This window comes from Streptomyces sp. NPDC026589 (genome assembly GCF_040638385.1).
GTDB lineage: Bacteria > Actinomycetota > Actinomycetes > Streptomycetales > Streptomycetaceae > Streptomyces.
The window spans coordinates 51,317-75,784 of the sequence record NZ_JBEZYG010000019.1; the positions used below are offsets into that span (position 1 = coordinate 51,317).

Below are 24,468 nucleotides of genomic sequence, written 5' to 3' on the forward strand. Positions count from 1 at the left end.
CCGAAACACGCCCTAGCGGGGCGGCCCGGGAGCCTCGCGGGGCGTGGTGGATTCGCGGACGACGAGCCGGTAGCCGGGGCGGGGCCGCCGGGGTTCGGCGACGGGGGTGCCCGCGAGGCGTTCGACGAGGCTGTCGACGGCGAGCCGGGCGATGGCCGCCTTGTCGGGCGCGATGGTGGTGAGGGTGGTGGCCCCGTACCGGCTCTCCTCGATGTCGTCGAAGCCGACGACGGCGATGTCGTCCGGGATGGCGAGGCCGCGTTCGGTGATGGTGCGCATGGCGCCGGTCGCGATCATGTCGTTGTACGCGAACACGGCGTCGGGCCGCCGGCCCCGGTCGAGGAGGGAGGCCATCGCCGCCGCGCCGTCCTCACGCCCGTAACCGTCGGTGACGACGACGAGGGACTCGTCGGGTTCGATGCCGGAGGCGGCCAGTTCCTCGCGCCAGCCGCGCAGCCGGAGGTGGGCGGGCTGGCGTTCCTGGCCGGTGCGGGAGCCGAGGAAGGCGATCCTGCGGTGGCCGAGGGCGACGAGGTGGGCGACGGCCTCGCGGGCGGCGGCCACGTTGTCGATGGCGATGTGGTCGTAGGGGGCCTCGTACTCGCGCTCGCCGAGCAGCACCAGCGGCGCCGTCTCGGTGCGGGCCATCAGGTCCTCGGTCTCCAGGTGGATGGGGCTGAGGATGAGGCCGTCGATGACGTGGGAGCGGAACCCCTGGCAGACCAGCAGCTCCTTCTCCCGCAGGCCCGCCGTGTGGTCGACCAGGACGGTGTAGTCGTGCCGGGCCGCCGCGTCGACGACCTCGCCGGCCAGCTCCGCGAAGTACGGGTTGCCGAATTCGGGGACGGCGAGGGCGATGATGCCGGTGCGGCCCTTGCGGAGGTGGCGGGCGGTGAGGTTCGGCCGGTAGCCGAGCTCGTCGATCGCCTGCTGGACCTTGGCCCGCATCTTCGGGGTGACGTGCTGATAGTTGTTGACCACGTTCGACACGGTCTTGATGGACACGCCCGCCCGTTGAGCTACGTCCTTGAGGCTGACGCCCACGGCACTCCTTGTTGCTTGGTTCGACGCGGCCCGATCCGTACGGTTCAGGTGGTCTCCGGATACGCACGGTTCAGACGGTTCTGCGGATACGTACGGTTCAGACGGTTCTGCGGATACGTACGGTTCAGACGGTTCTGCGGATACGTACGGTTCAGGTGGTTCTCCGGCTGCGCGCGAGGTAACGCTGCGCCACCACGACAACGATAAGGAACCCGCCGCTGACCACCGACTGGTACGAGGAGTTGAGCGAGCCGATCTGGTTGATGAGGTTCTGGATCACGGCGAGGAGCAGGACGCCCCAGAGGGTGCCGCTGATGGAACCGGCGCCGCCGATGAGGAGGGTGCCGCCGATGACGACGGCGGAGATCGCGTCGAGTTCCATGCCGACGCCGACGATGGTGACGCCGGAGGAGAGACGGGCGGCGTTGAGCGCTCCGGCGAGTCCGGCGAGCAGTCCGCTGAGGGTGTAGACGAGGATCTTCGTCCGGGCGACGGGCAGGCCCATGAGGGTGGCGGCGTCGCTGCTGCCGCCGACGGCGAACAGGGTCTGTCCGAACGAGGTCCGCTGGAGCAGGAGTCCGCCCGCCCCGAAGAGGGCCAGGGCGATGAGGATCGGGTAGCCGAAGCCCCAGACGCTGCCCTGTCCGAGCTGGGCGAAGGCGGAGTCCTTGGGCACCAGGTAGGTGGTGGCGCCCTCGTCGGTGAAGGCGAGCAGCATGCCCCGCGCCGCGAGAAGGGTGGCGAGCGTGACGATGAAGGGCGCCATGTTCCCGCGGGCGATGAGCAGGCCGTTGACCAGTCCCATCGTGCCGCAGACCACCAGGGGTACGAGCAGGGCGGCGAAGAAGCCCCACTGGGAGGCCCAGGCGGCTAGCACGCCACCGAGGGCGAAGACGGAGCCGACGGAGAGGTCGATGCCGCCGGTGATGATGACCAGGGTCATGCCGAGCGCGACGATCGCGAGGAACGAGGCCTGGACGGTGACGCCCCGGGCGTTGTCGAGGCTCGCGAACGTCGGATAGACGAACGAGGCGATGAGGATCACGGTCAGCAGGACGGCGAGGACGCCCTGGCGCTGGAGAAGTTCGCCGATCCGGGAGCCGGTGGAGCGTCCGGGGCGGGGTTCGGGGCGCGAGGGGGCGCTCCTGAGCGGCGCCGGAGCCTCGGCCGCGGGCACGGTGGCCGGTGGGGTGTTGTTCATCGGGACCTACGCTCCCGGGCGACGTAGACGGCGGCGATGATGATGGCCGCCTGGGCGATCTGTGCGGTGGAGTCGGGCAGGTCGTGCTTGACGAGGGTGGCGCGCAGCAGCTGCATGAGCAGGGCCCCCGCGACGGTGCCGAGCACCCGGATGGAGCCGCCGTTCAACGGGGTGCCGCCGACGACGACGGCCGTGATGGCGGACAGCTCCATGAGGGTGCCGAGCGAGGACGGGTCGCTGGCGGTGAGCCGGGCGGTGGCGAGGATGCCGGCGAGGGCGGCCATCACCCCGCACAGGATGTAGACGCCGATCAGGACGCGCTTGACGGGCAGCCCGGAGAGCGCGGAGGCCGAGCGGTTGCCGCCGATGGCGACGATCTGGCGGCCGAAGGTGGTGCGCTGCACCAGGAACGCGACGGCCAGCGCGAGGACGCCCGCGATGAGGACGACCGTCGGGATGCCGAGGAAGGAGCCGGTGCCGAGCGCGAGGATGTCGGGGTTGACGATCTGCTTGAGCTGACCGTCCGCCATGACGAGGGCGAGGCCCCGGCCGCCGACGAACAGGGCGAGCGTGGCGACGATGGGTTGCAGCCCCACGAGTGAGACGAGCGTCCCGTTGATCGCGCCGACCACCGCCCCCGCGAGCAGGGCGATCAACAGCGCGGGGACCAGCCCGTAGCCGAGGTAGAGCGGCAGCAGGGCGGCGGCGAGCGCCATGGTGGAGCCGACGGAGAGGTCGATGCCCTCGGTGCCGATGACCAGGGCCATGCCGAGGGCGACGATCACGATGGGCGCTACCTGGACGAGCTGGGTGCGCAGGTTGTCGGCCGTCATGAAGTGCTCGGTGAACAGCGCGTTGAACAGCAGCACGACGGCGACGGCCGCGTACACCCCGTACTCCTGGTACCAGGCGGGGTCGCGCAGCCGGGCCCGTGGCTTCGCGGCGGGGCGTGGCAGGGTGGCCTGGGTGGTCATCGGGGGTCCTCCTGAGCGGCCGGGGCCTTCCCACCGGAATCGGGCGTGTGGTCGGCGAGCACGGCGTCGGGCGTGTGGTCGGCGAGCACTTCGAGCAGGCGGCTCTCGTCCACCTCGTCGCCGGCGAGTTCACCGGCGACCGCGCCGCCGCGCAGGACGACGATGCGGTCGGCGCCCTCGATCAGCTCCTCGATGTCGGAGGAGATCAACAGCACGGCGAGCCCCTCGCGGGCGAGTTCGTCGATGAGGGACTGCACCTCGGCCTTGGCGCCGACGTCGATGCCCCGGGTGGGTTCGTCGAGCAGCAGCACCTTGGGCTCCAGGCAGAGCCAGCGGGCGAGCAGCACCTTCTGCTGGTTGCCGCCGGAGAGTTCGCCGACCTTCTGCTCGGGGCTGGAGGCCTTGATCCGCAGCCGCTTCATGAAGATCTCGACGACGCGGTCCTGTTTGGCGCGGGAGACGATGCCGGCCTTGGAGAGCCGGGGCATGGCGGCGAGCACGATGTTCTCGCGGACGGAGAGGCCGGGGACGATGCCCTCGGCCTTGCGGTCCTCGGGGAGCATGCTGATGCCCGCACGGATGGCGGCGGCCGGGGTGGGACGGCCGAGGCGCTTGCCGTCGACGGTGATCTCCCCGCCGTCCAGAGGCAGCGCGCCGGTGAGCGCCTTCGCGGTCTCGCTGCGCCCGGAGCCCAGAAGGCCGCCGAGTCCCAGCACCTCACCGGCGTACAACTCCACGGATATGTCGTGCAGTTGGTGGCGGCGGTCGAGGCCGGTCGCGGTGAGGACGGGGGTGCGGGCGGCGTCGTGGCCCTCGGCGGCGAAGCCGGTGAGGCCGTCGCGGCGGACCTCGGCCATGTCGCGGCCGAGCATCATCGACACCAGCTGCATGCGTTCCAGCGGGGCGAGTTCGCCGGTGTGGATGTGGCGGCCGTCGCGCAGGACCGTGACCCGGTCGCAGATGCGGTAGAGCTCGTCCATGCGGTGGCTGACGTAGAGGACGGCGATGCCCTGGCCGCGCAGGTTCTCGATGACCCGGAACAGGGTCTCGACCTCGCGGGGCTCCAGCGACGAGGTGGGCTCGTCCATGATGACGACCTGCGCCTGTACGGAGACGGCGCGGGCGAGGGCGACCATCTGCTGGGTGCCGATGCCGAGGGTGTGCAGGGGTCGTTTGGGGTCGACGCGGACGCCGAAGCCGTCCAGGAGTTCGGTGGTCTCGCGGTTCATGCGGGGGAAGTCGATGAGTCCGAAGCGGTTCTTCGGCTCCCGGCCCAGGAAGATGTTGCGCGCCACGCTCATCAGCGGGACGAGGTTCACCTCCTGGTAGATCGTGGAGATCCCGGCCTGCTGCGCCTCGAAGGGGCGGGCGAAGCGGACGGGTTCGCCGCTGACGCGCACCTCGCCCTCGTCGCTCTGGTAGACGCCGGTGAGCACCTTGATGAGGGTGGACTTGCCGGCCCCGTTCTCGCCGACGAGCGCGTGGACCTCGCCCGCGCGCAGCGCGAAGGAGACGTCGTCCAGGGCGACGACGCCCGGGAACCGCTTGCTCACCGAGCGGGCTTCGAGGACGGGGTCCGCCACGGCGGCGGCACCGGCCCCGGGGGGCTCCGGGTGCTGGGGGGTCGCTGGGGTTGGTGCCATGAATCCTGGCCTTCCGGTGTTACGGGGATGGGGCCGGGCCGCCGCTCGCCCCGGGGTGCCCGGGCGTCGCGGCGGCCGTCCGTCGAGGGGATCAGTACGCTCCGCCGAGCGATTCCTCGGCGTTGGCCTCGTCGTACTCGCGGTCGGTGATGATCACGTTCTCGGGGATCTCCTCACCGGCGTAGAACTTCTGCGCGGTGGCGAAGGCGAGCGGACCGAAGCGCGGGTTGGACTCGATGACGGCGTTGTACTCGCCGTTGACGAGGGCCTGGACGGCGTTGCGGGTGCCGTCGACGGAGACGATCTTGACGTCCTTGCCGGGCTTCTTGCCGGCGGCCTTCAGCGCGGTGACGGCTCCGAGGCCCATCTCGTCGTTCTCGGCGTAGACGGCGGTGATGTCGGGCTTGGACTGGATGAGCTGCTCCATGACCTGCTGGCCCTTGTCGCGGGCGAACTCGCCGGTCTGCTGGGCGACGATCTCCAGGCCGGGGGCCTTGGCCTTCACCTGGTCGACGAAGCCCTTGGTGCGGTCGGTGGTGACGTTGTTGCCGGACGCGCCGAGCAGGATGGCGACCTTGCCCTTGCCGCCGGTGACCTTGATCATCGCGTCGGCGGCGCGCTTGCCCTGCTCGACGAAGTCGGAGCCGAGAAAGGCCACGTAGTCCTTGCAGGCGGTGGAGTTGACCTTGCGGTCGATGGTGAGGACGGGGACCTTCTTGGCGGCCGCCGCCTTCAACGCGGGCTCCAGACCGTCGGAGTTGAGCGGGGCGACGATGAGGAACTGGGCGCCCTGGGACAGCATGTCCTGGATGTCGCTGATCTGCTTGGACAGCTGGGACTGGGCGTTGGTGGTGAGGAGCTTCTTGACGCCGACCTTCTTCGCCTCGTCCTTGATGGACTGGGTCTCGGCGATCCGGAACGGGTTGGCCTCCTTCTCCGACTGGGAGAAGCCGACCACGGCGTCCTTGAGGTCCAGTTTCGGCGCGCCGTAGGTGGTCAGCTTGCAGCCCGAACCGGAGGTGGAATCCGGGGTCTTGGCTTCCTGCGCTCCCTGACTGCTGTCGCCGCCCGCGTTGTTGGAGGTCTCCGACTTGGCGCAGCCGGCGGCGGCCAGCGTGGTGGCGGCGAGGACGCAGGCCACGGCGAGGGTACGGGATCGACGCTGGATCATCATGCGCGGAACGCTCCTTGGCGGGTTGACGGCACGCTGATCGGCGTGCGGTCGGGCATGCGGGACGAGGCATCGGCTGCTCTGCGGCCGCTGCCGCCGCATTCCTCACACCCCTGCTCCGTACTGCGGGAACAGTGGTCGTGAGAGTCTGCGCGGCCTGTCGGCGGCTCGGTTTACAACGTTATATATGCGGTGCGGCACGGGCGGCAAGGGTGATGTCGATGCGTTTCCAAAATGTGTCGGCGGACTGCCGGAGCGCATCCTCGGCCGACGCCTCACCCTTCGGCGAAGGCGCTGCGCGAAGCCTGGACACCCGCCCGACGCCGTGCTGTCATACCGCCGGACACCTGTTTTCCAACGTTGGAAGAACGAGCGGCGTCCGACCGCCCCGCTACGCGACGGCGGCCTGCGGCGTGCGCCGACCGCCGCTGCCCCGCGCCCCCGGTCCGTCCGGCCCCACCACACGCCCGGCAGCATCCCGCTCACCGCTCGGCCGCACGTCAGCCGCACCTCAGCCGCACAGCGCACTGCCCAGCAGCCCCGCCCGCACGGCCACGGCGCCGTGCGGTCACCCCCACCGAGCCCGCCGCGGCACAGGCGGCCGGGCCCGAGAACAGGAGCCGCACCGATGCCCCTGAACCGCAGGCAGCTCATCACCTCCGCGGTGGCCACCGCGGTCGCCACCGGCGCGACGAGCCGGTGGGCGGCCGCCGCGACCCCCGACCGCCACCGGGCCCGGGCCGCCCGGGGCGGCCACTACTCTCCCAACGCCGCCCCGCTGCACCCCACCGCGTTCCTGAAGCTGCCGCCCGGCAGGGTGACCGCGCGCGGCTGGCTGGCCGGGCAGCTCACGCTGCAACTGGAGGGCCTGTGCGGCCGGTACGAGGAGTTCTCGCACTTCCTCGACTTCACGGCCACCGGCTGGGTGCGCCCGGACCGGGGCGGCTGGGAGGAAGTCCCGTACTGGCTGCGCGGATACACCGATCTCGCGATCGTCACCGGGGACGCGACCGCGCTGACCGCCACCCGCCGCTGGACGGACGCGATCCTCGCCACCGGGCAGTCCGACGGCTTCTTCGGCCCGAAGGCCCTGCGCACCTCGCTGAACGGCGGGCCCGACTTCTGGCCGTTCCTCCCCCTGATCCAGGCCCTGCGCTCCTGGCAGGAGTACAGCGGCGACACCCGGATCATCCCGTTCCTCAGCCGCTTCTTCCGCTACATGAACGCCCAGGGCCCGGGGGCCTTCGACACCAGCTGGATCGCCCTGCGCTGGGGCGACGGCCTGGACAGCGCCATGTGGCTCTACAACCGCACCGGCGACGCGTTCCTCCTGGACCTCGTCGACAAGATCCACCGGCACGGGGCCGACTGGGGCGACAACCTGGTCAACCCGCACAACGTCAACATCGCACAGGGCTTCAGGGAACCCGCCCAGTTCGCGCTGCGCAGCGGCTCGGCCACCGACACGCGTAACACCTACGGCACCTACGCGAAGGCCATGGACGCCTACGGGCAGTTCCCCGGAGGCGGCTTCGCCGGTGACGAGAACGCCCGGCCGGGCCACGGCGACCCCCGCCAGGGCTTCGAGACCTGCGGGATCGTCGAGTTCATGGCCAGCCACCAGCTGCTCACCCGGACCACCGGGGACCCGCTGTGGGCGGACCGCTGCGAGGAGCTGGCGTTCAACTCGCTCCCGGCGTCGCTCGATCCGTCGGGCAGGGCGGTGCACTACATCACCTGCGCCAACAGCGTGGACCTGGACAACGCGCCCAAGCGGGACCGCCAGTTCCAGAACGGATTCGCGATGCTCGCGTATCTGCCGGGCGTCGACCAGTACCGCTGCTGCCCGCACAACTACGGCATGGGCTGGCCGTACTTCACCGAGGAGCTGTGGCTCGCCACCCCGGACGGCGGGCTCGCGGCGGCCATGTACGCGCCGAGCGAGGTGACGGCGAAGGTCGCGGACGGCACGGAGGTGACGTTCACCGAGGAGACCGGCTACCCCTTCACCGACACGGTCACGCTCTCCCTCACCTCACCGAAGCCGCTGCGCTTCCCGCTGGTCCTGCGCGTTCCGGCCTGGTGCGCGGCCCCGGACATCCGGGTCAACGGGCGGCGGGTCACCGCCCCCGCCGGGCCCGCCTTCACCCGGATCGAGCGGACCTGGTCGAGCGGTGACGAGGTCACCCTGCGGCTGCCGCAGCGGACCGCCGTACGCACCTGGGCGGACAACCACGGCTCGGTCAGCGTGGACCACGGGCCGCTCACGTACTCCCTGCGGATCGGGGAGCGGTACGAGCGGATCGGCGGCAGCGACACGTTCCCGGAGTACGCGGTCCACGCCACGAGCCCCTGGAACTACGGCCTCGTCCTGGACACCGACCGCCCCGCCGCGTCCCTGCGCCACCGCTCCACCGGCCGGGAACCCGGCGACAACCCGTTCACCCTGGAGGGCACCCCGCTCACCATGACCGCCCGCGCCCGCCGCGTCCCGGAGTGGACGGCGGACGACGAGCGGGTGGTCGCTCCGCTCCAGGCGAGTCCGGCGCGTTCGGCCGAGCCGGTCGAGGAGGTCACCCTGGTGCCGATGGGCGCGGCCCGGCTGCGGATCACATCGTTCCCGACGGCCGCCCCGGACGCGGAACCATGGCTGGCGGACCGCTGGTACCGGATCGCGAACCGGCACTCGGGCAAGGTGCTGGGTGTGGACGGCATGTCGACCGCGAACAGCGCCCACGTCGTGCAGTTCGGGGACACGGGGACGGCCGACCACCTCTGGCGGCTGGTGGCCAACGGGGACGGCTGGTACCGGATCCGCAACCAGCACTCCGGCAAGGTGCTGGGCGTCGACCTGATGTCCACCGCGAACAGCGCGCACGTCGTGCAGTTCGACGACAACGACACCGCCGACCACCTCTGGCAGCTCGTCCCGGACGGCGACGGCTGGTACCGCGTCCGCAACCGGCACTCCGCCAAGGTGCTGGGCGTGGACGGGATGTCCACGGCCGACAGCGCCCACGTCGTCCAGTACGACGACAACGGAACGGCCGATCACCTGTGGCGGCTCCTGTGAGGCCCTCCCTGACGTACCGCCCGCTCCTCCCCGTACAACCATGAAAGGGATGTTCAAAACCATGCGACCAGCACCCGTACCCCGCCATCGCACCTGGTGGCGGAGGTTATCGGCCACCACCGGCCTCCTCGCCCTGGTGGCCACCGCCCTCGTGGGGACCGGCACCTCCCCTGCCGCCGCAGCGCCCGTGGACTGGGAGCCGAAGCCGGCGCCCATGACGACGCCTTGGACGAACCAGGTCCCCGTCGACAAACCGCTACCGGAGTATCCGCGCCCGCAGCTGACCCGCCCCGACTGGACCAACCTGAACGGTATCTGGGACTTCGCCGTCACCGGCCGTGACGCCGGGCAGCCGGCCACGTTCCCGGAGCAGATCCGGGTCCCGTTCGTCGCCGAGTCCGCGCTCTCCGGCATCCAGCGGCGCATCACCGAGATGGACAAGCTCTGGTACAAGCGGACCTTCACCGTCCCCGCGAACTGGGACGGCCGCCGGGTCAAGCTGCACTTCGGGGCCTCCGACTGGCAGACCACGGTCCGGGTCAACGGCACCGAGGTCGGGGCGCACAAGGGCGGCTTCGACTCGTTCGCGTACGACATCACCCCGCAGCTCAACAGGGGTACGAACACCGTCGTGGTCTCCGTGTACGACCCGAGCCAGACCGGCGGCCAGGCGGTCGGCAAGCAGCGGATCAACGACGTGAAGCCGCACCCGGGCGGCGGGATCTTCTACACCGCGGCCTCCGGCATCTGGCAGACGGTCTGGCTGGAGCCGGTGGCCGCCGCCCACATCACCCGCCTCGACATGACGCCGAACCTGGGCAACAGCACCCTGCGGGTGAAGGTGCTGACGGCGGGAGCGACGGGCCGGAACGCCCGGATCACCGTCTCCACCGGCGGTACGGTGGTGGGCACGGCGACCGGCGCGGCGGGCGGGGAGATCTCCGTACCCGTACCGAACCCCCGGCTGTGGAGCCCCGAGGACCCGTTCCTGTACGACGTGCGGGCGGACCTCCTCGACGGTTCGGCCGTCACCGACACCGTGGGCAGCTACACCGGCATGCGGTCGGTGGGCCTGGCGAAGGTGGACAACATCCTGCGGCCGGTGCTCAACGGGAAGTTCGTCTTCCAGACCGGCACCCTGGACCAGGGGTACTGGCCGGACGGCATCTACACCGCGCCGAGCGACGAGGCGTTGAAGTACGACCTCCAGGCGCACAAGGACCTCGGGTTCAACATGGTCCGCAAGCACATCAAGGTGGAGCCGCAGCGGTGGTTCTACTGGGCGGACAAGCTGGGTCTGCTGGTGTGGCAGGACATGCCGTCGATGGACACGGGCAAGGTGCCGGACGGGCCCGCGCGCACCCAGTGGGAGGCTGAGTACCGCACCATCATCGACCAGCACCGCAGCTCACCGTCGGTGGTGATGTGGGTCAACCAGAACGAGGGCTGGGGGCAGTACGACCAGGCCCGGATCGCCGACGAGGTCAAGGCCCAGGACCCCTCGCGCCTGGTCAACAACATGAGCGGGGTCAACTGCTGCGGCTCGGTCGACGGCGGGAACGGCGACGTGGTCGACCACCACATCTACGTCGGCCCCGGCAACACCCCGCCGAGCGCCACCCGGGCCGCCGTCCTGGGCGAGTTCGGCGGGCTCGGCTACAAGGTGCCCGGTCACGAGTGGTACCCGGGCGGCGGCTTCAGCTACGAGGACCAGCCGAGCATCGCGGCTCTCAACAGCCGGTTCGTCGGACTCCTCGACAGCATCCGCATCGGCCAACTCCCCGCCGGGCTCTCCGCCTCGGTCTACACGGAGATCACCGACGTGGAGAACGAGGCGAACGGACTGCTGACGTACGACCGCCAGGTGGTCAAGGTCGACACCGCCCGGGTCAAGGCCGCCAACCAGGCCCTGATCCAGGCGTCCCGGAACCCCGCACCCCCGGTGAACCTCCCCACCGGGCAGAACAGGTCGCTGCGGGTCACCACCCCCGGGCACACGACGAAGCACCTGCGGCACACGGACGGGCTGGCCTTCACCGAGGTGGTGAACAGCGGGAGCCCGGCGGTGCTGAAGGCGGACGCCACCTGGAAGATCGCCCCCGGTCTCGCCAACGGCACCTGCTACTCCTTCGAGTCCCGGAACTATCCCGGCGAGTTCCTCCGCCACCGGGAGTTCCGGGTGCGGCGCGACGCCGACGACAACTCCGCACTGTTCAAGGCGGATGCCACCTGGTGCGCGGTCGCGGGGAACGGCGGGGTGCGGTTCACCAGCGCCAATCTGCCCGGCAGCTTTCTGCGCCACATCGACTCCGAGGTGTGGCTCGCCACCCCCGGCGGCGGGCGGGCCTTCGACAGTCCGGTCTCCTTCGCCGAGGACACCACCTGGGCGGTGGACGCGCCCTGGACCCCGTGATCCCCGGGGGCCGATGACGATGAGCGGGTGAACGACCCGCCGGTCCGGCCGCGACGGAGAGAGGCTTCCGTCCCGGCCGGACCGGCTGTGTTCGAGGGGGTGCGCCCGTCGTCAGAAGCGGTCAGGGGCGCGCTCAGGGGGCGGAGACCCCGGGACCACGTCCTCGTTCCGGTCCTGCCGTGCCTGCTCGTTCGACTCGGCGGTCGCCCGGCAGCACGTCCTCGGCCGGGAGCCTGCCGGTGAGCGGGTAACGGTCGACCGCACTGTCCAGCACGGCCGGTCCGCGCGTCGCGCGAAAAGAGTTGCAGGGGCCCGCCGCTCCCCGCGCCGGGAGGTCCGGCGCGAGGAAGGCGGGCCCGTGGTCCTTCCCGCGTTACGGCTGCTGACGCCCGTGGAGTGCGGACACCTCCTCGGCGGTCAGGGCCTTGTCGTACACCCCGACCTGATCGACGGAGCCGTTCCAGAAGTCGCCCCTGGCACCGTCGTACTGGGCCCGCCCGACGGAGAGCGGGCCGGTGCTCACATCGGCCGGCCCGGCCTCGGCGGTGGCGGCGGGCTTCCCGTCGACGTACAGCGTGATCGTGTCGCCCTCGCGGACCCCGACCAGGTGGTACCACTTACCGGTCTCCGGGGTGATCTCCAGGCGGGCGCGCTTGCCGCCCGGCGTGGAGAAGGCGAACGCGCCCTGTCCGTACTGGAGGTAGAAGGGGTTCTCGGTGCGCCGGCCGTCCTGGCTGACGACGGTGGCGTAATTGCCCGGTACCGCGTCCAGTGAGGCCCACGCGGAGACCGTGTAGTCCTTCGTGGTGTCCACGACCGGGCCGGCGCTCTGCGCGTACTGCCCCTCACCGTCGAAGTTCAGTGCCGAGCCCGTGACGCCCGGCGCCCAGGACGTGCCGCCCTCCAGGGCGAGGTGGGCCTCGTTGGGTCCGCTGTCGCGGGCGGTGGCGCCCTTGTTCTCGTCGAGCGACCAGGAGCCGCCGCCCTTCAGCTCGTCGCGCTCACCGGCGTTGGCCCCGGCGGCGATGACCTGGCGGTTGATCTCCCGGACCTTCTTCGGGTCGACCTTGATCTCCCGACGGTCGTACGTCCACAGACCGTTCAGCTCGTTCTCCAGGTCGCTGACCTGGGTGTAGACGGAACCGGACAGCTCGGCGCCGGCGGCGGCGAGGTAGTACGTACGGGTGTTGTCGACGTACTTCGCGGTGAGGGCGGCCTTGTCCGCGACCCCGCTGTAGATGTTGGCGGGCGCGCCGGGCCACATGTGCCCCGGCGTCCGGAGCGTGAAGCCGCCGTGCTCGCCGTCCATCGCGGCACGACGGTCGTCCGGGAAGGCCGGGTCGTTGTTCACGTAGTCGTGGTGGTCGATGATCTCGCCCTTGCCGGAATCGCCCTTGGAGGCGCAGCAGTTGACGCCGCTGTGCGCGTTGACGACGCGGGACGGGTCCAGTGCCTTGACGTCCTCGGCGATCTTGCCGGTCTCGGTGCGGTCCCACTCGCCCCAGCCCTCGTTGAAGACGATCCAGCCGCTGATCGAGGGGTAGTTGTGGAACTGCTTCATCATCTCCTTCCCCTGGGTGAGGAAGGCGTTCTTGCCGGTGTCGTTGTCGATGTCGGCGTTGACGAAGTCCTGCCACACGAGCAGTCCGAGCCGGTCGGCGTGGTAGTACCAGCGCGGCGACTCCACCTTGATGTGCTTGCGCACGGCGTTGAAGCCGAGGTCCTTCTGTGCCTTCAGGTCGAAGGTGAGGGCGGCGTCGCTGGGCTGCGTGTACAGCCCGTCGGGCCAGAAACCCTGGTCGAGCATGGCGAGGGAGAAGAAGGGCTTGCCGTTGAGGACGAGTTTCTGGTAGCCGCCCACCTTGTCGATCTTCAGCTGGCGCATCCCGAAGTAGCTCTCGACGCTGTCCTTGGAGCGGCCGTCGGCGAGGGAGACGTCGAGGTCGTACAGGTAGGGATCGTCCGGCGACCAGAGGTGCTGGTTCTTGACCGGCAGGCTCAGCTCGCGGTTGGCCGGTCCGGTGACCGTGCCGACCACCTTGCCCCTGCGGTCGCGGGCGACGGCGGTGATCCGGGCGTCGGCGGAGGCCTTCGCGGAGTTGACGGTGACCGCGAGGCGGCCGGTGTCGATGTCCGGTGTGGTGGTCAGGGAGTCGATGGCGGCGGGGGCGACCGGCTCCATCCACACGGTCTGCCAGATGCCGGAGGTCGGGGTGTAGACGATGCCGCCGGGGTTGGTGGACTGCTTGCCCTTGGGCTGGTTCGGGCCGGTCTCGTCGGTGACGGCGACGACGATCTCCTGGGGGCCGTTGCCCTTCAGCGCGTCGGTGATGTCGGCGGTGAACCCGGTGTAGCCGCCGGTGTGTTCGGCGACCTTGGTGCCGTTGACCCAGACGGTGGACTGATAGTCGACGGCGTCGAAGTTGAGCTTCAGCCGCTTGCCCTTGCCGTTCTTGTCCCTTCCGCTCTTGTCCCTTCCGCTCTTGTCCTTGCCGACCGCCCAGTTCTTCGGCACGGTGACGAGCTTGCGGTAGAACATGTGGTCCTCGTCGCGCTCCAGGCCGGAGAGCTGGGACTCGACCGGGAACGGCACGATGATCTTCTCGTCGAGCTTCTTGCCGAAGACCGGCTGCTCCCCCTCGGTGGCCCCGGCGAACTCCCAGGGGCCGTTGAGGTTCTTCCACTGGTCGCGGACCTGCTGCGGCCGGGGGTACTCCGGGAGCGGGCGGTTCTTGTCCAGCTTGTCGCCCCAGGTGGTGGTGAGGCGGTGCGTGGAGAGGTTCTTGCCCGTACGGCCGATCTCCGGGACGGTCTCGGCCCCCGACTTCAGACCGCCCTGGCCGTCGTAGACGACCTTGACGCGCTGGTCCTTCTGGACCGGCGCGGCGAGATCGACGATCAGCGCCCTCGGGTCGTCCGAGGCCCGGTTCACCGACTTCACCGGCATCGGGGAGGTGTCGACCTCGATCTTGAGGTGCTCCTTCACCTTCCGGTAGTCCGAGACGCGGTCGCGGAAGGTGGCCTGGAGGCGCTTGCCGTTCTTCGCGACGCTCAGGGCGACCGGGTAGACCTCGAAGTCGGCGGGCGGGGTGAACGCGGACTCGGGCACGATCTGCTTCTCGAGGGTGTCGCTCCCCCACCGCAGGAACATGCTGGCGCCGCCGATGTCCTGGAACATCTCCAGCTTGAAGTCGTGCTTCTCCCCGGCCTTGAGGGAGATCGGAGCGCTGTGCTGCTCCTTGTCCCAGTCCGGCTCCCAGTGATCGATGACAACGTTGCCGTCGAGGGAGAGGCGGAAGCCGTTGTCGCCGATGGCGGAGAAGGTGTACTCCCCGGTCTCGGGGGCTTCCAGCTGTCCCGTCCAACGGGCCGTCGTGTGCTCGGTCTTGCCGGTGGCAGACTCGAACGTCCCCGTGAGCCCCGGGAAGTTGATCTCGGGCTCCAGGGAGGTGGCGCCGAGTTCCGCGAAGTCCCGGGCGCCCGGGGCGGACATGCTGAAGTACTCGCCCTTCAGCCCGTGGACATCGGTGACCGGGTCGTCGGCCGTGAAGGCCTTCACGGTGGCTTCGGACGGTACGGCGGGTGCGGCGGGTGCGGCGGCCGCCGTCGGGACCAGGGTGGCACCGACCGGTATGAGCAGCGCCGCAGCGCAGGTCAGAGCCCTGAACAGGGCACGGGGGCGCGGGTGTTGTCGTCTCAAGGCGTCGTCCTCGTCGAAGAGCCGGGGGTGCCTCGAACCAGCGAGGCACTGCACATAGTCGAACATTGAGCCACAACACCAAACACTGCACAACGGTCGTGCACGCGAAATTTTCAACGATAGAAATCTGGCCTGTGCCCCTCGGTGGCCGACGGGCGGACAGCGGCCGAGCCCGGAAGCTCTCGCCGCGGAGAACGGCCCACCGACGCCACCAGGAGCCGGCCCGGCCTCATCGGCGGTGGAGACCTCGGGGTTTGACGGACGCGACCTCGGAAAACGCGCGGAGTGGAGGGGGCAACACCCATGTCGGAACTCAAGCGGGGGGCTGCCTGGGCGGGCGGGCTGATGTGCATCGGGCTCGGGGGCCTGCTGATGGTGATTGCCTCGATGATCGCGTTCGGCACCGGACTGGACGAATGGGCCGCGCCGGACCGCGAGGCCGATGCGGTGGTGACCGATTTCGTGCGGATCCGGTCCGGTGGAGGGCCGATCGGCAGCCAGTCCGCTCCCCGGGTGACCTATGAGGTCGAGGGTCTCCGCAACACTTCGCTGCGCGGCACACCGAAAGGGCGCACGCTGCGCGTGGGCGACACCCTCCGGGTCGCCCACCGGGCCGACGAGCCCGGCCGGCCCTTTCCCCGGCACTACGCCGAGGGGGATCAGGGGCGGCACATGAGCGGTGACGCTTGCCGGCAGCCGACTTCCATGAAAGGCCGATTCGGGGGTACCCGGAATCCACGAGAAAGCACACGCGACGGGGTGGAAACCATGAACGACCGCATTCTGATGACGTTTTCACCGGACGGCGCGACCCGCACCGACTTCGTCTGCCGGCCGGAGAAGGCCGCCGACGCTCGGGACGCGGTCAGCGCCTTCGTGGCACGGCTGCACCCGGCGCCGACCTCGCACACGGTCCAGAACCTTCTGATCCTCGTGTCGGAGCTGGTCACCAACGCCGTCCTGCATGCGGGGGCCGTCACCGCGCTGTGGCTGACCGCCGACGGCCGGGGCGTCCACGTCCGCGTCACCGACCCGAGCCCGGCGCACCCGCAGGACCGGACGCCCGATCTGACCGGCATGACCGGCGGATTCGGCTGGCCGATGGTCCAGCGGCTGGCTCAGGATGTACGGGTCCGCGATGCGGCGAACGGCGGCAAGGTCATCCTCGCCACCGTGCCGCGCTGAGCCTCTCGCCACCATCCCACGCTGAGCCCCTTGCCTCCGGTTGCCTCTGGTGACCCGGTGCCCGGCCCGGCACCGGGGACAGCCTCCCAGAGGGCTCCCGTGTTCAGCCGAGGAGGCCGGGGTCCGCGGGGCGCGGATCGGCTTCGCGGGCCCGGTCTCGGCCCACGACGTCGGGGCGGCTCTCCGCCGGAGTGCTCTTCCCCCGCGCACCCGCGCGCACTCCGGCGGCCGACGCCGCCGAGTGGAGGGAACGGAGGGCGACCAGCAGGAAGCCGATGTCGTCCAGATAGACGGGGTCGGGCAGGAGGTCGACCGGTGACACGGTGTAGATGACGGCCGCCCAGACCAGCGCCTTGCTGCGCAGCGGGATCCCGGCGTCGACCAGCAGCTTCCTGGCCTTGAGGACGCGCACCAGAAGCACGACGGCCGAGGCCAGCATGATCAGCACGGCCACGGCGCCGAGAACGAGCCAAACGGTGGTGGTGTCCATGGGGCATCGTGTACCCATTCCTCCCCGTACCACGAACCTGTGGCGGTGGTGTCACCGTTCGGGCCGGGGAGTACCGCGGTACGGGTCAGGCCGCGCCGTGCCCCCGGGCCTCCGCCCGCCTGCGGCTGCGGCGCTTCAGGGAGCGCCGCTCGTTCTCGGAGAGGCCGCCCCAGACGCCGGAGTCCTGCTTGTGCTCCAGGGCCCATTCCAGGCAGGCGGCCTGTACCGGACAGGTCCGGCAGACGGCCTTGGCCTCCTCGGTCTGGACGACGGCGGGGCCCGTGCTCCCGATGGGGAAGAAGAGGTCCGGGTCCTCCTCACGGCAGGCGGCGTGCAGGCGCCAGTTCTCGATGCTGTTCAACTCCGCTCACTCCCGATGTCGATACGTCGTACGTCGCTCGCCGTACGTGTCTTCCGTGCGGGTGACCGACGATCGGCGCCTCAAACATCACCGCCGTTCGGAAGGCCGGCGGTGGAAGCGGTAACGGGTCTGGCTGTACGCCTTGCCCTTCCCGAAGGCGAATCCGACCTCCGGGTCGAGGCGGTACAGCTGGACCGTGCCCGCGCGGATGGTGTCACCGAGGCCGTGCCAGGTGCCGTCCGGGCTGGTCAGCAGGGAGCCGTACTTGCCCTCGTAGGCGTCGGCGGTGGTGCCGCGTTCTGCCGGGTCGCGCACCAACTCGGCGCGGCCTTCCACGGTGATGTCGAGACCGTCCAGGACGTTCGTGCCGGTTGTCATGACGCAGTGCTGGTTGCCGTGGAGGTTACGCGCCTTGCGCTCCTGGTCGCCGGTGGCGAAGTACAGGGCTCCGCCGGTCCAGACGGCCAGCAACGGAGTCACGTGGGGCCGGCCGTCGGGGCGGACGGTGGACAGCCAGAACAGTCGCGCCCGCTGGAGCTCATGCAGTGCGGTCGGCCAAGGGGTCGCGTCGGCGCCGGAATCACCGAAGGGGCCGAGCTCGGTGATCGGGTCACGGTCGGACATGGAAGCTCCTCAACGGGTCGGGCGGGAATGCGGTCGGACACGCTCTCGTCGACGGGAGGCGCCGCGGGCTCACTCGTGCCCTCCCGCACCCAGCTCGACGCCCAACGCGTCGAGCCAGTCGCCGGTGCCGTGGCTCCGCCAGGAGGGCTCCTCCCGGCCGTCGAGGAAGGTGCCCTGCTCGGTGAGGACCAGCCGGGTGCCCCCATCGGCCGGGCCGAACGCCACGGTCGTCAGCGACGCCGCCGCGAGATCGTCTCCCACGTGCAGCACGGAGGTGTAGACAATGCGCTCGTTCGGGACGATGTCGCGGTACAAGGACTCGAACGTCAGCGATGGGCTGCTGCCCGGGCGGCTGCGGTTGGCCTCCCGGCCGCCGACCCGGAAGTCCAGTTCATGGTCGGCGTCGGGCGTGGAGAACCAGCGGGCCTTCGTCTTCGGGTCGGCCCATGCGGCGAACACCCGGGCCGCCGTGGCGGGGTAGAGGCGTTCGAGGGTGAAAGTGGCGTGCGTGACAGAACGGTCGATCATCACAGGTTTCCTCGCTCCGGTGTGCCGGGATCATCGGGCAGGTGGTCGCCGAGCCGGTCCAGGCGCCGTTCCCAGGGAGTGCGCTGCTCGGCAAGCCAGCCCTCGGCCGTCCGCAGCACGTCCGGCTCGATGCGGCAGGTGCGGACCCGGCCGATCTTCTCGGAGCTGACCAGCCCGCAGGCTTCCAGCACCTGAATGTGCTGCATGACCGCCGACAGCGACATCTCCAGCGGCCTGGCCAGTTCGCTCACCGATACCGGTCCGCGGACCAGGCGCTCCACCATCGCCCGGCGCGTTCCGTCCGCCAGCGCCTGGAACACCCGGTCGAGCGATCCTCCATAGTTAGGCATGTCCTTAACTATGGACCGGCATATCTTCTATGGTCAAGCACTTCCTTGACCAATGTCCTGATCGCGGCGTCCTCAGGTGCTCTCAGGCGCTCCCCTGCCAGGGAGATCCGCCCTTCTCGCGGCAGACGACGCGGGCTGTCGCACGGGGCGCGGCTACGCGGGGCGGCCGTTACGGGTAGGGGCGGGCCCGGGGCCGGTGCAGGGCGAGGAGCGCCTGATCGTCCTGGATCCGGCCGCCGGTGTGCCGCCCCACGTCCTCGATCAGCAGGTGGAGGATCTGCGCCGGGGTCGCCGGGTCGCCGGTCAGCGCGCGGTGGTGGACGAGGGAGGGCAGCCGGACGGACGCGTCGTAGAAGGCCCCGGACTCGTCGCGGGCCTCGGTGACACCGTCGGTGTAACAGACGAGGGTGGCGCCGGGCGGGAACGGGAAGGTGTCGACCGGGCAGGACCAGGGCCCCAGGGCGCTCATGCCGAGCGGGGGCGCCTCCTCGGAGGGCCCGAGAACGGTGGCCCTGCCCTCCGCGTCCAGCAACACCGGCGGGGGGTGCCCCCGGTTGACAACGCGTACGGCGTCGAGGTCATCGGCGAACTCGGCGATCAGGGCGGTGGTGAACCCCTCGTCCTGCTCCTGGCCGCCGCGTCGGCCCCCCTCACGCAGGAGGGCCCGCTCAAGCGCGGTCACGAGGCCGGGCAGGTCCTCCGCCTCGTCCGCCGCGTACCGGAAGGCCCCCAGGTCCGCGCAGACCGCGCTGACCGCGCCCAGACCCTTCCCGCGGACGTCCCCGACCATCACGCGCACCCCGTGCGGGGTGTCCTGGACGACGTAGAGGTCACCGCCGATCATGGCCTCGTCCTCGGCGGGCACGTACCGGGCGGCGATCCTGAGCTCGCCGAGGCGCGAGGGGGGCCTGGGCAGGACCGCGCTCTGGGCCACGGCGGCGATATGGCGCGCGCGGCGGGTCCGGGCGTCCCGGCCCTCCAGGGCGCGGTTGATGAAGACGGCCAGCATGGTTACCGCCAGAAGGGTGAGCTGGTTGGCGACGCCCCGCTGCCAGCCGAAGGTGCCGTCGTACCAGGCGAGGCCCGCGTGGACCGCCATCGAGAGGGCGCCGATCGCGATGATGCCGCGCAGGGTCAGCAGCGGTGCCGCGGCGACGGGGGCCGCCATCAGCAGGGGCGCGGAAGTGACGCCCGTCGGGGTCACCAGGTCCAGCACGACGGCCAGCACGACGACCCCCAACGGGATCCACTTGGCCCTGCGCGGCTGCACCACTCCCCCACGCTGTACGGCGCCGGAGCCCGCCGCATCCCGGGCGCGCCGGGCGTGCCGGGCGTGCCGGGCGTGCCGGGCGTGCCGGGCCCGCGGGTCACTCCGGCAGCGGGGTCCCGGGACCGGGTGCGGCGGCGCACGCCGCGTCCAGCCGGATGCGGTGGGCCATCACGGCTTCGGGATCGTCGATGACGTCGACCCGGACGCCCGGGGTCTCCAGCACCGCCTGGTCCCCGATCTCGGGAGCGGGCACCCGGAGGATGTGCAGGGGCGGTACGCCGGTCAGGGGGTGCGGCGGGTGGTCCATGGGCACGACCTGGACGGTGACGTGCTGTTCCTTCATCGCCTCGGCCAGCGCGGCCCGCTGCCCGTCCATGGTCTCCCGGTCGCCGACCCGCGTAAGGAGGGCCACTGCCGGGAACAGGGCCCACAGGGCGGCCCCGCGCTCGCGCATGCGGCGGCGGCGCTCCCGCAGCAGCTCGAGTCGGCGCTCCCGGCGCCCGGGGGTGTCCTCGGGGTACTGCGTACGGTAGAGCGCGGCGGCGTACGCGGGGGTGCGCAGCAGTTCGGGCACCAGTGCCGGGTGCCAGGTCCGGACGAGGCTCGCCGAGGACTCCACTCCGATGACGTCCTGCTGCCAGCCGTCCATCGCGTCCCGCCACCGGTGCCACCAGCCGGGCAGGTTCGCGGCTCCGAGCCCGGCCATGATGGGCTCGGCCACGGCGGGCGGAACGCCGTAACAGCGGAGCAGTTCGCCGACCTGCCGGGCGTCGAGTCCGGTCTCGGCGCGTTCGATGCGCCGGACGGTGGCGGGGTGGGCGTCCAGCGCGTCGGCCGCGGCCCGAAGGCTGATTCCCGCGCGTTCCCGCAGCATACGGAGGCGGACCGCGAGAACGCGGTGCTCCACGGTGGGACCTGAACGGGCTCGCATGCGCGGAACCTTCCTCGTCGAGCCCCGGGGCGGAGCACTACACACTCTGTCGCTTGCAAAGTATGCGTTTTGCGTCGAGAGTGCATACATGTCGGAAATAGTCAGTTGCGCGGAGCGTGCTCCCGATGACGGAGGTGTCCGAGGTGCCGGAGGTGACCGAGGTGCGCACAGCTGGTGGGTTCCCCGATTGCCCGGGGGTGTTCCGGAGGCCCGGCACCGGGTCCAGGAGGCCATGCGGGCCTGGGGCGAACCGGCCGAACGGACCGAGGCGGCGGCCCTGATAGTGACCGAGCTGGTCACCAACGCCGTGCGGCACACCAACACCCGGCGGATCCGCTGCCGGCTCCTGCGCTCCGCGGACGGCGTGCGCATCTGCGTGTGGAACCGCGGCCGGGCCCGGATCCCGGCACCGGCTTCCCCGGGCGACTCGGCGGGCCTTCCGGTCACCGGGTCCCGGGCGACGGGCGGCCCCGCGGACGACGACACGCTCGACCACCTGGCCGAGGACGGCAGGGGCCTCCTGCTCGTCGACGCGCTGGCGGCCCGCTGGGGCACCCGCGCCGCACTGGCGGGCCGCCTCGTCTGGGCCGACGTCTGAGGCTGCCCACCACGCGGCCGCGACATCTCCACAACGCTTGTACGACCGACCGGACCGCCTTCCGGGCCTCTCCTCCCGATGTCCTCGCGTGATCAGGCGGGAGCGGTGCGGCACTCCGGGTGGCCCCAGCCGTTCGGGTTCTTCGCGATCGGCTCCTTGGCCGCGTACGGCTTTCCGCAGTGGCACCGGCCCGCGAAGCGCGCCGCGATCGTGCCGGTGGACCGCCCGCCCCGGGACGCGCCCGCCGCACTCCGCCCCTTCGCGCCGCCCGACGCCCCGGACGCCTCCGATCGCCCCTTCGTGGACCGCGCGGGCGCGGGCACCGGCAGAGCCGTGGCACCGTGCGCCGTACCGGCCGGGCTCTGGGCCACGGCCGCCTCACTGGCGGCCTGGTCGGCGATCGCGTTGAGCGGGTCGCCGTTCACCTGGTGCGCGGGCACGTAGCGGAACGTCACCGAGCGGTCGGCGAGCAGGGCGTCGATGCGGGTGACCAGCTCACGGTTGGCGACGGGCTTGCCACCGGAGGTCTTCCAGCCGTTGCGCTTCCACCCCGGAAGCCACTTCGTCACGGCGTTCATGGCGTACTGCGAGTCCATCCGCACCTCGACGCGCGCCGCCGGGCCGGTGGACTCCAGCAGCTCCGCCAGCGCCGTGAGCTCGGCGACGTTGTTCGTGGCGGTGCCGAGCGGACCGGCCTCCCAGCGCACGGGGTTCCCCTGCGCGTCGGCGACGACCCACGCCCAGGCGGCCGGACCCGGATTTCCCTTCGACGCCCCGTCACACGCGGCGATCACGCAATCGTTCATCCCCTGATCATGCCAGCCCCGCATGACCGTTCCGACCGTCCGCGCGACCGCCGCGGACAGGGCGCCCTCCGGCGCCTCCACTCCGCCACCCTTGACCTCAATCAAACTTGAGGTCCTAACGTTCCGAGTGAACCCGGGCCGCACGGCCCACGGGATCCGCAGGCCGTCGGGGGAAGCCGGGGGCCGTCAGACTTCGGAGCGCCCCATGGACATGGAAGTCACCGCGTGGCATTCGCTGCACAGTGCGATGAACGCCCAGCAGGACCGCCGGCCCTTCTCCCGGACGGCGTTGCGCCGCATCATGGTCTTCGCCCGCCCCCATCGGCGGCGGATCTACCGCTTCCTGGTTCTGAGCGTCCTGACGGCGCTGCTCGCGGTGGCCACTCCGCTGCTGGCCGGGAAAGTCGTCGACGCGATCGTGAACGGTGCGGAGACCGGGACCGTCACCCGGTTCGCCCTGCTCATCGCGCTCATCGCCGTCGCCGAGGCCGGTCTCGGCCTGCTCACCCGCTGGCTGTCGTCGACCCTGGGCGAGAGCCTGATCCTGGACCTGCGCACCGCCGTCTTCGACCATGTGCAGAAGATGCCGGTCGCCTTCTTCACCCGGACCCGGACCGGCGCCCTGGTCAGCCGGCTCAACAACGATGTGATCGGCGCGCAGCGGGCGTTCAGCAACACGCTCTCCGGCGTCGTCTCCAACGTCGTCACCCTGATGCTGACGCTCGCCGTGATGCTCACGATCTCCTGGCAGATCACGCTGCTATCGCTGGTGCTGCTCCCGGTGTTCGTGGTGCCGGCCCGCCGGATGGGGGCCCGGATGGCGGGACTCCAGCGGGAGGCCGCCGACCACAACGCCGCGATGGGCACCCAGATGACCGAGCGGTTCTCCGCCCCCGGCGCGACGCTGGTCAAGCTCTTCGGGCGCCCTTCCGACGAGTCGGCCGAGTTCGCCGCCCGCGCCGACCGGGTGCGTGACATCGGCATCCGTACGGCGATGGCCCAGTCGGCGTTCATCACCGCCCTCACCCTGGTCTCCGCCCTGGCCCTGGCCCTGGTCTACGGGCTCGGCGGCTACTACGCCCTGCGCGGCAGCCTGGAGCCGGGTGCCGTCGTGGCGCTGGCGCTGCTGCTGACCCGGCTGTACGCGCCGCTCACCGCGCTGGCCGGGGCCCGGGTCGAGGTGATGAGCGCGCTCGTCAGCTTCGAGCGGGTCTTCGAGATCCTGGACCTGAAGCCGCTGATCGAACAGAAGCCGGACGCCCGCCGGGTGCCGGAGGGCCCGGTCTCCGTGGAGTTCGACAAGGTGTCCTTCGGCTACCCCTCCGCCGACAAGGTCTCCCTCGCCTCGCTGGAGGAGGTCGCCACGCTCGACGACCGGGGCGGCACAACGGTCCTGCACGACGTCTCCTTCCGCGCCGAACCCGGCCAGATGATCGCGCTGGTGGGCTCGTCCGGAGCCGGCAAGTCGACGATCGCGCAGCTGCTGCCCCGGCTGTACGACACGGACACCGGTGCCGTGCGGCTGAACGGGGTCGACGTACGCGATCTGAGCGCGGACTCGATCCGGGACACGCTCGGCATGGTCACCCAGGACGGGCACCTCTTCCACGAGTCGGTGCGGGCCAACCTGCTGATCGCCCGGCCCGACGCCTCCGAGGACGATGTCTGGGACGCCCTGCGCCGCTCCCGGCTCGACGGCCTGATCGCCTCGCTGCCGGACGGGCTCGACACGGTGGTGGGCGAGCGCGGATACCGGCTCTCCGGCGGGGAGCGCCAGCGCCTGACCATCGCCCGGCTGCTGCTGGCCCGTCAGCGGGTCGTGATCCTCGACGAGGCGACCGCGCACCTCGACTCCACGTCGGAGGCCGCCGTCCAGGAGGCGCTGGCCGAAGCGCTGGCCGGCCGGACCGCCCTGGTGATCGCCCACCGGCTCTCGACCGTACGGGCCGCCGACCGGATCCTGGTGGTGGAGGCGGGCCGGGTCGTCGAGAACGGCACGCACACCGAGCTGCTCGCGGCCGGCGGCAGGTACGCGGAGCTGTACCGCACCCAGTTCGAGCGGCCGTCGTCGGAGGGGAGGAAGCGGGTCCAGCCGGTCCGCTGACC

General features: G+C 71.0%; 19 protein-coding genes. 5 read left to right on the plus strand and 14 right to left on the minus strand.

Going from position 1 to position 24,468, the window contains the following annotated elements:
- Positions 1-12 precede the first annotated feature (12 nt).
- The 5 genes from AB0F29_RS28730 to AB0F29_RS28750 form a co-directional block, all read right to left on the minus strand.
- The gene (locus AB0F29_RS28730; RefSeq protein ID WP_361877762.1) at positions 13-1,044 is read right to left on the minus strand and encodes a LacI family DNA-binding transcriptional regulator; all 1,032 of its coding nucleotides are present in this window, start codon (positions 1,042-1,044) and stop codon (positions 13-15) included.
- A gap of 151 nt (positions 1,045-1,195) precedes the next feature.
- Positions 1,196-2,245 (minus strand): ABC transporter permease, encoded by a 1,050-nt coding sequence (locus tag AB0F29_RS28735; protein WP_361877765.1) that lies wholly within the window; start codon positions 2,243-2,245, stop codon positions 1,196-1,198.
- Positions 2,242-3,219: an ABC transporter permease gene (locus AB0F29_RS28740; protein ID WP_361877768.1), complete on the minus strand. Its 978-nt coding sequence runs from the start codon at positions 3,217-3,219 to the stop codon at positions 2,242-2,244. The genes AB0F29_RS28735 and AB0F29_RS28740 overlap by 4 nt, the downstream gene beginning before the upstream one ends.
- Positions 3,216-4,862 carry a sugar ABC transporter ATP-binding protein gene (locus tag AB0F29_RS28745; protein ID WP_361877771.1) on the minus strand — a complete coding sequence of 549 codons (1,647 nt, stop codon included), beginning with the start codon at positions 4,860-4,862 and terminating at the stop codon, positions 3,216-3,218. Before AB0F29_RS28745 ends, AB0F29_RS28740 begins: the two co-directional genes overlap by 4 nt.
- Before the next feature lie 91 nt (positions 4,863-4,953).
- A complete protein-coding gene (locus tag AB0F29_RS28750) occupies positions 4,954-6,036 on the minus strand; it encodes an ABC transporter substrate-binding protein (RefSeq protein WP_361877774.1) in 1,083 nt (360 codons plus the stop codon).
- Positions 6,037-6,661: 625 nt separating this feature from the next.
- On the opposite strand from AB0F29_RS28750, the gene AB0F29_RS28755 reads away from it, so the two are divergent.
- Both AB0F29_RS28755 and AB0F29_RS28760 read left to right on the plus strand, forming a co-directional pair.
- Positions 6,662-9,106: an RICIN domain-containing protein gene (locus tag AB0F29_RS28755; RefSeq protein ID WP_361877777.1), complete on the plus strand. Its 2,445-nt coding sequence runs from the start codon at positions 6,662-6,664 to the stop codon at positions 9,104-9,106.
- A 61-nt stretch (positions 9,107-9,167) separates the two neighbouring features.
- Complete coding sequence (locus tag AB0F29_RS28760; RefSeq protein WP_361877780.1) at positions 9,168-11,519, plus strand: AbfB domain-containing protein; 2,352 nt, start codon at positions 9,168-9,170, stop codon at positions 11,517-11,519.
- 373 nt (positions 11,520-11,892) lie between these two features.
- On the opposite strand, the gene AB0F29_RS28765 is transcribed toward AB0F29_RS28760, so the two are convergent.
- Entirely contained in the window at positions 11,893-15,285 is a 3,393-nt protein-coding gene (locus AB0F29_RS28765; protein ID WP_361877783.1) for a LamG-like jellyroll fold domain-containing protein, read from the minus strand.
- A 702-nt stretch (positions 15,286-15,987) separates the two neighbouring features.
- Here AB0F29_RS28765 and AB0F29_RS28770 point away from each other — a divergent pair.
- Positions 15,988-16,404: an ATP-binding protein gene (locus AB0F29_RS28770; protein WP_361878022.1), complete on the plus strand. Its 417-nt coding sequence runs from the start codon at positions 15,988-15,990 to the stop codon at positions 16,402-16,404.
- A 103-nt stretch (positions 16,405-16,507) separates the two neighbouring features.
- On the opposite strand, the gene AB0F29_RS28775 is transcribed toward AB0F29_RS28770, so the two are convergent.
- The 7 genes from AB0F29_RS28775 to AB0F29_RS28805 all read right to left on the minus strand — a co-directional run bounded on the left by AB0F29_RS28775 (position 16,508) and on the right by AB0F29_RS28805 (position 20,958).
- The gene (locus AB0F29_RS28775) at positions 16,508-16,894 is read right to left on the minus strand and encodes a YkvA family protein (RefSeq protein WP_361877786.1); all 387 of its coding nucleotides are present in this window, start codon (positions 16,892-16,894) and stop codon (positions 16,508-16,510) included.
- An 85-nt stretch (positions 16,895-16,979) separates the two neighbouring features.
- On the minus strand, positions 16,980-17,246 hold the full coding sequence (locus AB0F29_RS28780; RefSeq protein ID WP_361878024.1) for a WhiB family transcriptional regulator: 267 nt from the start codon (positions 17,244-17,246) through the stop codon (positions 16,980-16,982).
- Between the two features lie 96 nt (positions 17,247-17,342).
- Entirely contained in the window at positions 17,343-17,879 is a 537-nt protein-coding gene (locus AB0F29_RS28785; protein WP_361877789.1) for a pyridoxamine 5'-phosphate oxidase family protein, read from the minus strand.
- A 69-nt stretch (positions 17,880-17,948) separates the two neighbouring features.
- A complete protein-coding gene (locus AB0F29_RS28790) occupies positions 17,949-18,407 on the minus strand; it encodes an SRPBCC family protein (protein ID WP_361877792.1) in 459 nt (152 codons plus the stop codon).
- A complete protein-coding gene (locus tag AB0F29_RS28795; RefSeq protein WP_361877795.1) occupies positions 18,407-18,757 on the minus strand; it encodes a metalloregulator ArsR/SmtB family transcription factor in 351 nt (116 codons plus the stop codon). The genes AB0F29_RS28790 and AB0F29_RS28795 overlap by 1 nt, the downstream gene beginning before the upstream one ends.
- Positions 18,758-18,926: 169 nt before the next feature.
- Positions 18,927-20,030 (minus strand): PP2C family protein-serine/threonine phosphatase, encoded by a 1,104-nt coding sequence (locus tag AB0F29_RS28800; protein WP_361877798.1) that lies wholly within the window; start codon positions 20,028-20,030, stop codon positions 18,927-18,929.
- Positions 20,031-20,124: 94 nt separating this feature from the next.
- Entirely contained in the window at positions 20,125-20,958 is an 834-nt protein-coding gene (locus tag AB0F29_RS28805) for a Scr1 family TA system antitoxin-like transcriptional regulator (protein ID WP_361877801.1), read from the minus strand.
- A gap of 187 nt (positions 20,959-21,145) precedes the next feature.
- On the opposite strand from AB0F29_RS28805, the gene AB0F29_RS28810 reads away from it, so the two are divergent.
- Positions 21,146-21,556, plus strand: a complete 411-nt coding sequence (locus tag AB0F29_RS28810) for an ATP-binding protein (protein WP_361877804.1) — start codon at positions 21,146-21,148, stop codon at positions 21,554-21,556.
- A gap of 92 nt (positions 21,557-21,648) precedes the next feature.
- On the opposite strand, the gene AB0F29_RS28815 is transcribed toward AB0F29_RS28810, so the two are convergent.
- The gene (locus AB0F29_RS28815; protein WP_361877807.1) at positions 21,649-22,362 is read right to left on the minus strand and encodes a ribonuclease H; all 714 of its coding nucleotides are present in this window, start codon (positions 22,360-22,362) and stop codon (positions 21,649-21,651) included.
- 205 nt (positions 22,363-22,567) lie between these two features.
- Here AB0F29_RS28815 and AB0F29_RS28820 point away from each other — a divergent pair, with 205 nt between their 5' ends.
- Entirely contained in the window at positions 22,568-24,466 is a 1,899-nt protein-coding gene (locus AB0F29_RS28820; RefSeq protein ID WP_361877810.1) for an ABC transporter ATP-binding protein, read from the plus strand.
- Positions 24,467-24,468 lie beyond the last annotated feature (2 nt).

Bases quoted from the DNA above. Each gene is read 5' to 3' on its own strand.
- AB0F29_RS28735 (WP_361877765.1), bottom strand. From the start codon at position 2,245: ATGAACAACACCCCACCGGCCACCGTGCCCGCGGCCGAGGCTCCGGCG.
- AB0F29_RS28740 (WP_361877768.1), bottom strand. From the start codon at position 3,219: ATGACCACCCAGGCCACCCTGCCACGCCCCGCCGCGAAGCCACGGGCC.
- AB0F29_RS28745 (WP_361877771.1), bottom strand. From the start codon at position 4,862: ATGGCACCAACCCCAGCGACCCCCCAGCACCCGGAGCCCCCCGGGGCC.
- AB0F29_RS28750 (WP_361877774.1), bottom strand. From the start codon at position 6,036: ATGATGATCCAGCGTCGATCCCGTACCCTCGCCGTGGCCTGCGTCCTC.
- AB0F29_RS28755 (WP_361877777.1), top strand. From the start codon at position 6,662: ATGCCCCTGAACCGCAGGCAGCTCATCACCTCCGCGGTGGCCACCGCG.
- AB0F29_RS28760 (WP_361877780.1), top strand. From the start codon at position 9,168: ATGCGACCAGCACCCGTACCCCGCCATCGCACCTGGTGGCGGAGGTTA.
- AB0F29_RS28765 (WP_361877783.1), bottom strand. From the start codon at position 15,285: ATGTTCGACTATGTGCAGTGCCTCGCTGGTTCGAGGCACCCCCGGCTC.
- AB0F29_RS28770 (WP_361878022.1), top strand. From the start codon at position 15,988: ATGAACGACCGCATTCTGATGACGTTTTCACCGGACGGCGCGACCCGC.
- AB0F29_RS28775 (WP_361877786.1), bottom strand. From the start codon at position 16,894: ATGGACACCACCACCGTTTGGCTCGTTCTCGGCGCCGTGGCCGTGCTG.
- AB0F29_RS28785 (WP_361877789.1), bottom strand. From the start codon at position 17,879: ATGTCCGACCGTGACCCGATCACCGAGCTCGGCCCCTTCGGTGATTCC.
- AB0F29_RS28790 (WP_361877792.1), bottom strand. From the start codon at position 18,407: ATGATCGACCGTTCTGTCACGCACGCCACTTTCACCCTCGAACGCCTC.
- AB0F29_RS28795 (WP_361877795.1), bottom strand. From the start codon at position 18,757: ATGCCTAACTATGGAGGATCGCTCGACCGGGTGTTCCAGGCGCTGGCG.
- AB0F29_RS28805 (WP_361877801.1), bottom strand. From the start codon at position 20,958: ATGCGAGCCCGTTCAGGTCCCACCGTGGAGCACCGCGTTCTCGCGGTC.
- AB0F29_RS28815 (WP_361877807.1), bottom strand. From the start codon at position 22,362: ATGAACGATTGCGTGATCGCCGCGTGTGACGGGGCGTCGAAGGGAAAT.
- AB0F29_RS28820 (WP_361877810.1), top strand. From the start codon at position 22,568: ATGGACATGGAAGTCACCGCGTGGCATTCGCTGCACAGTGCGATGAAC.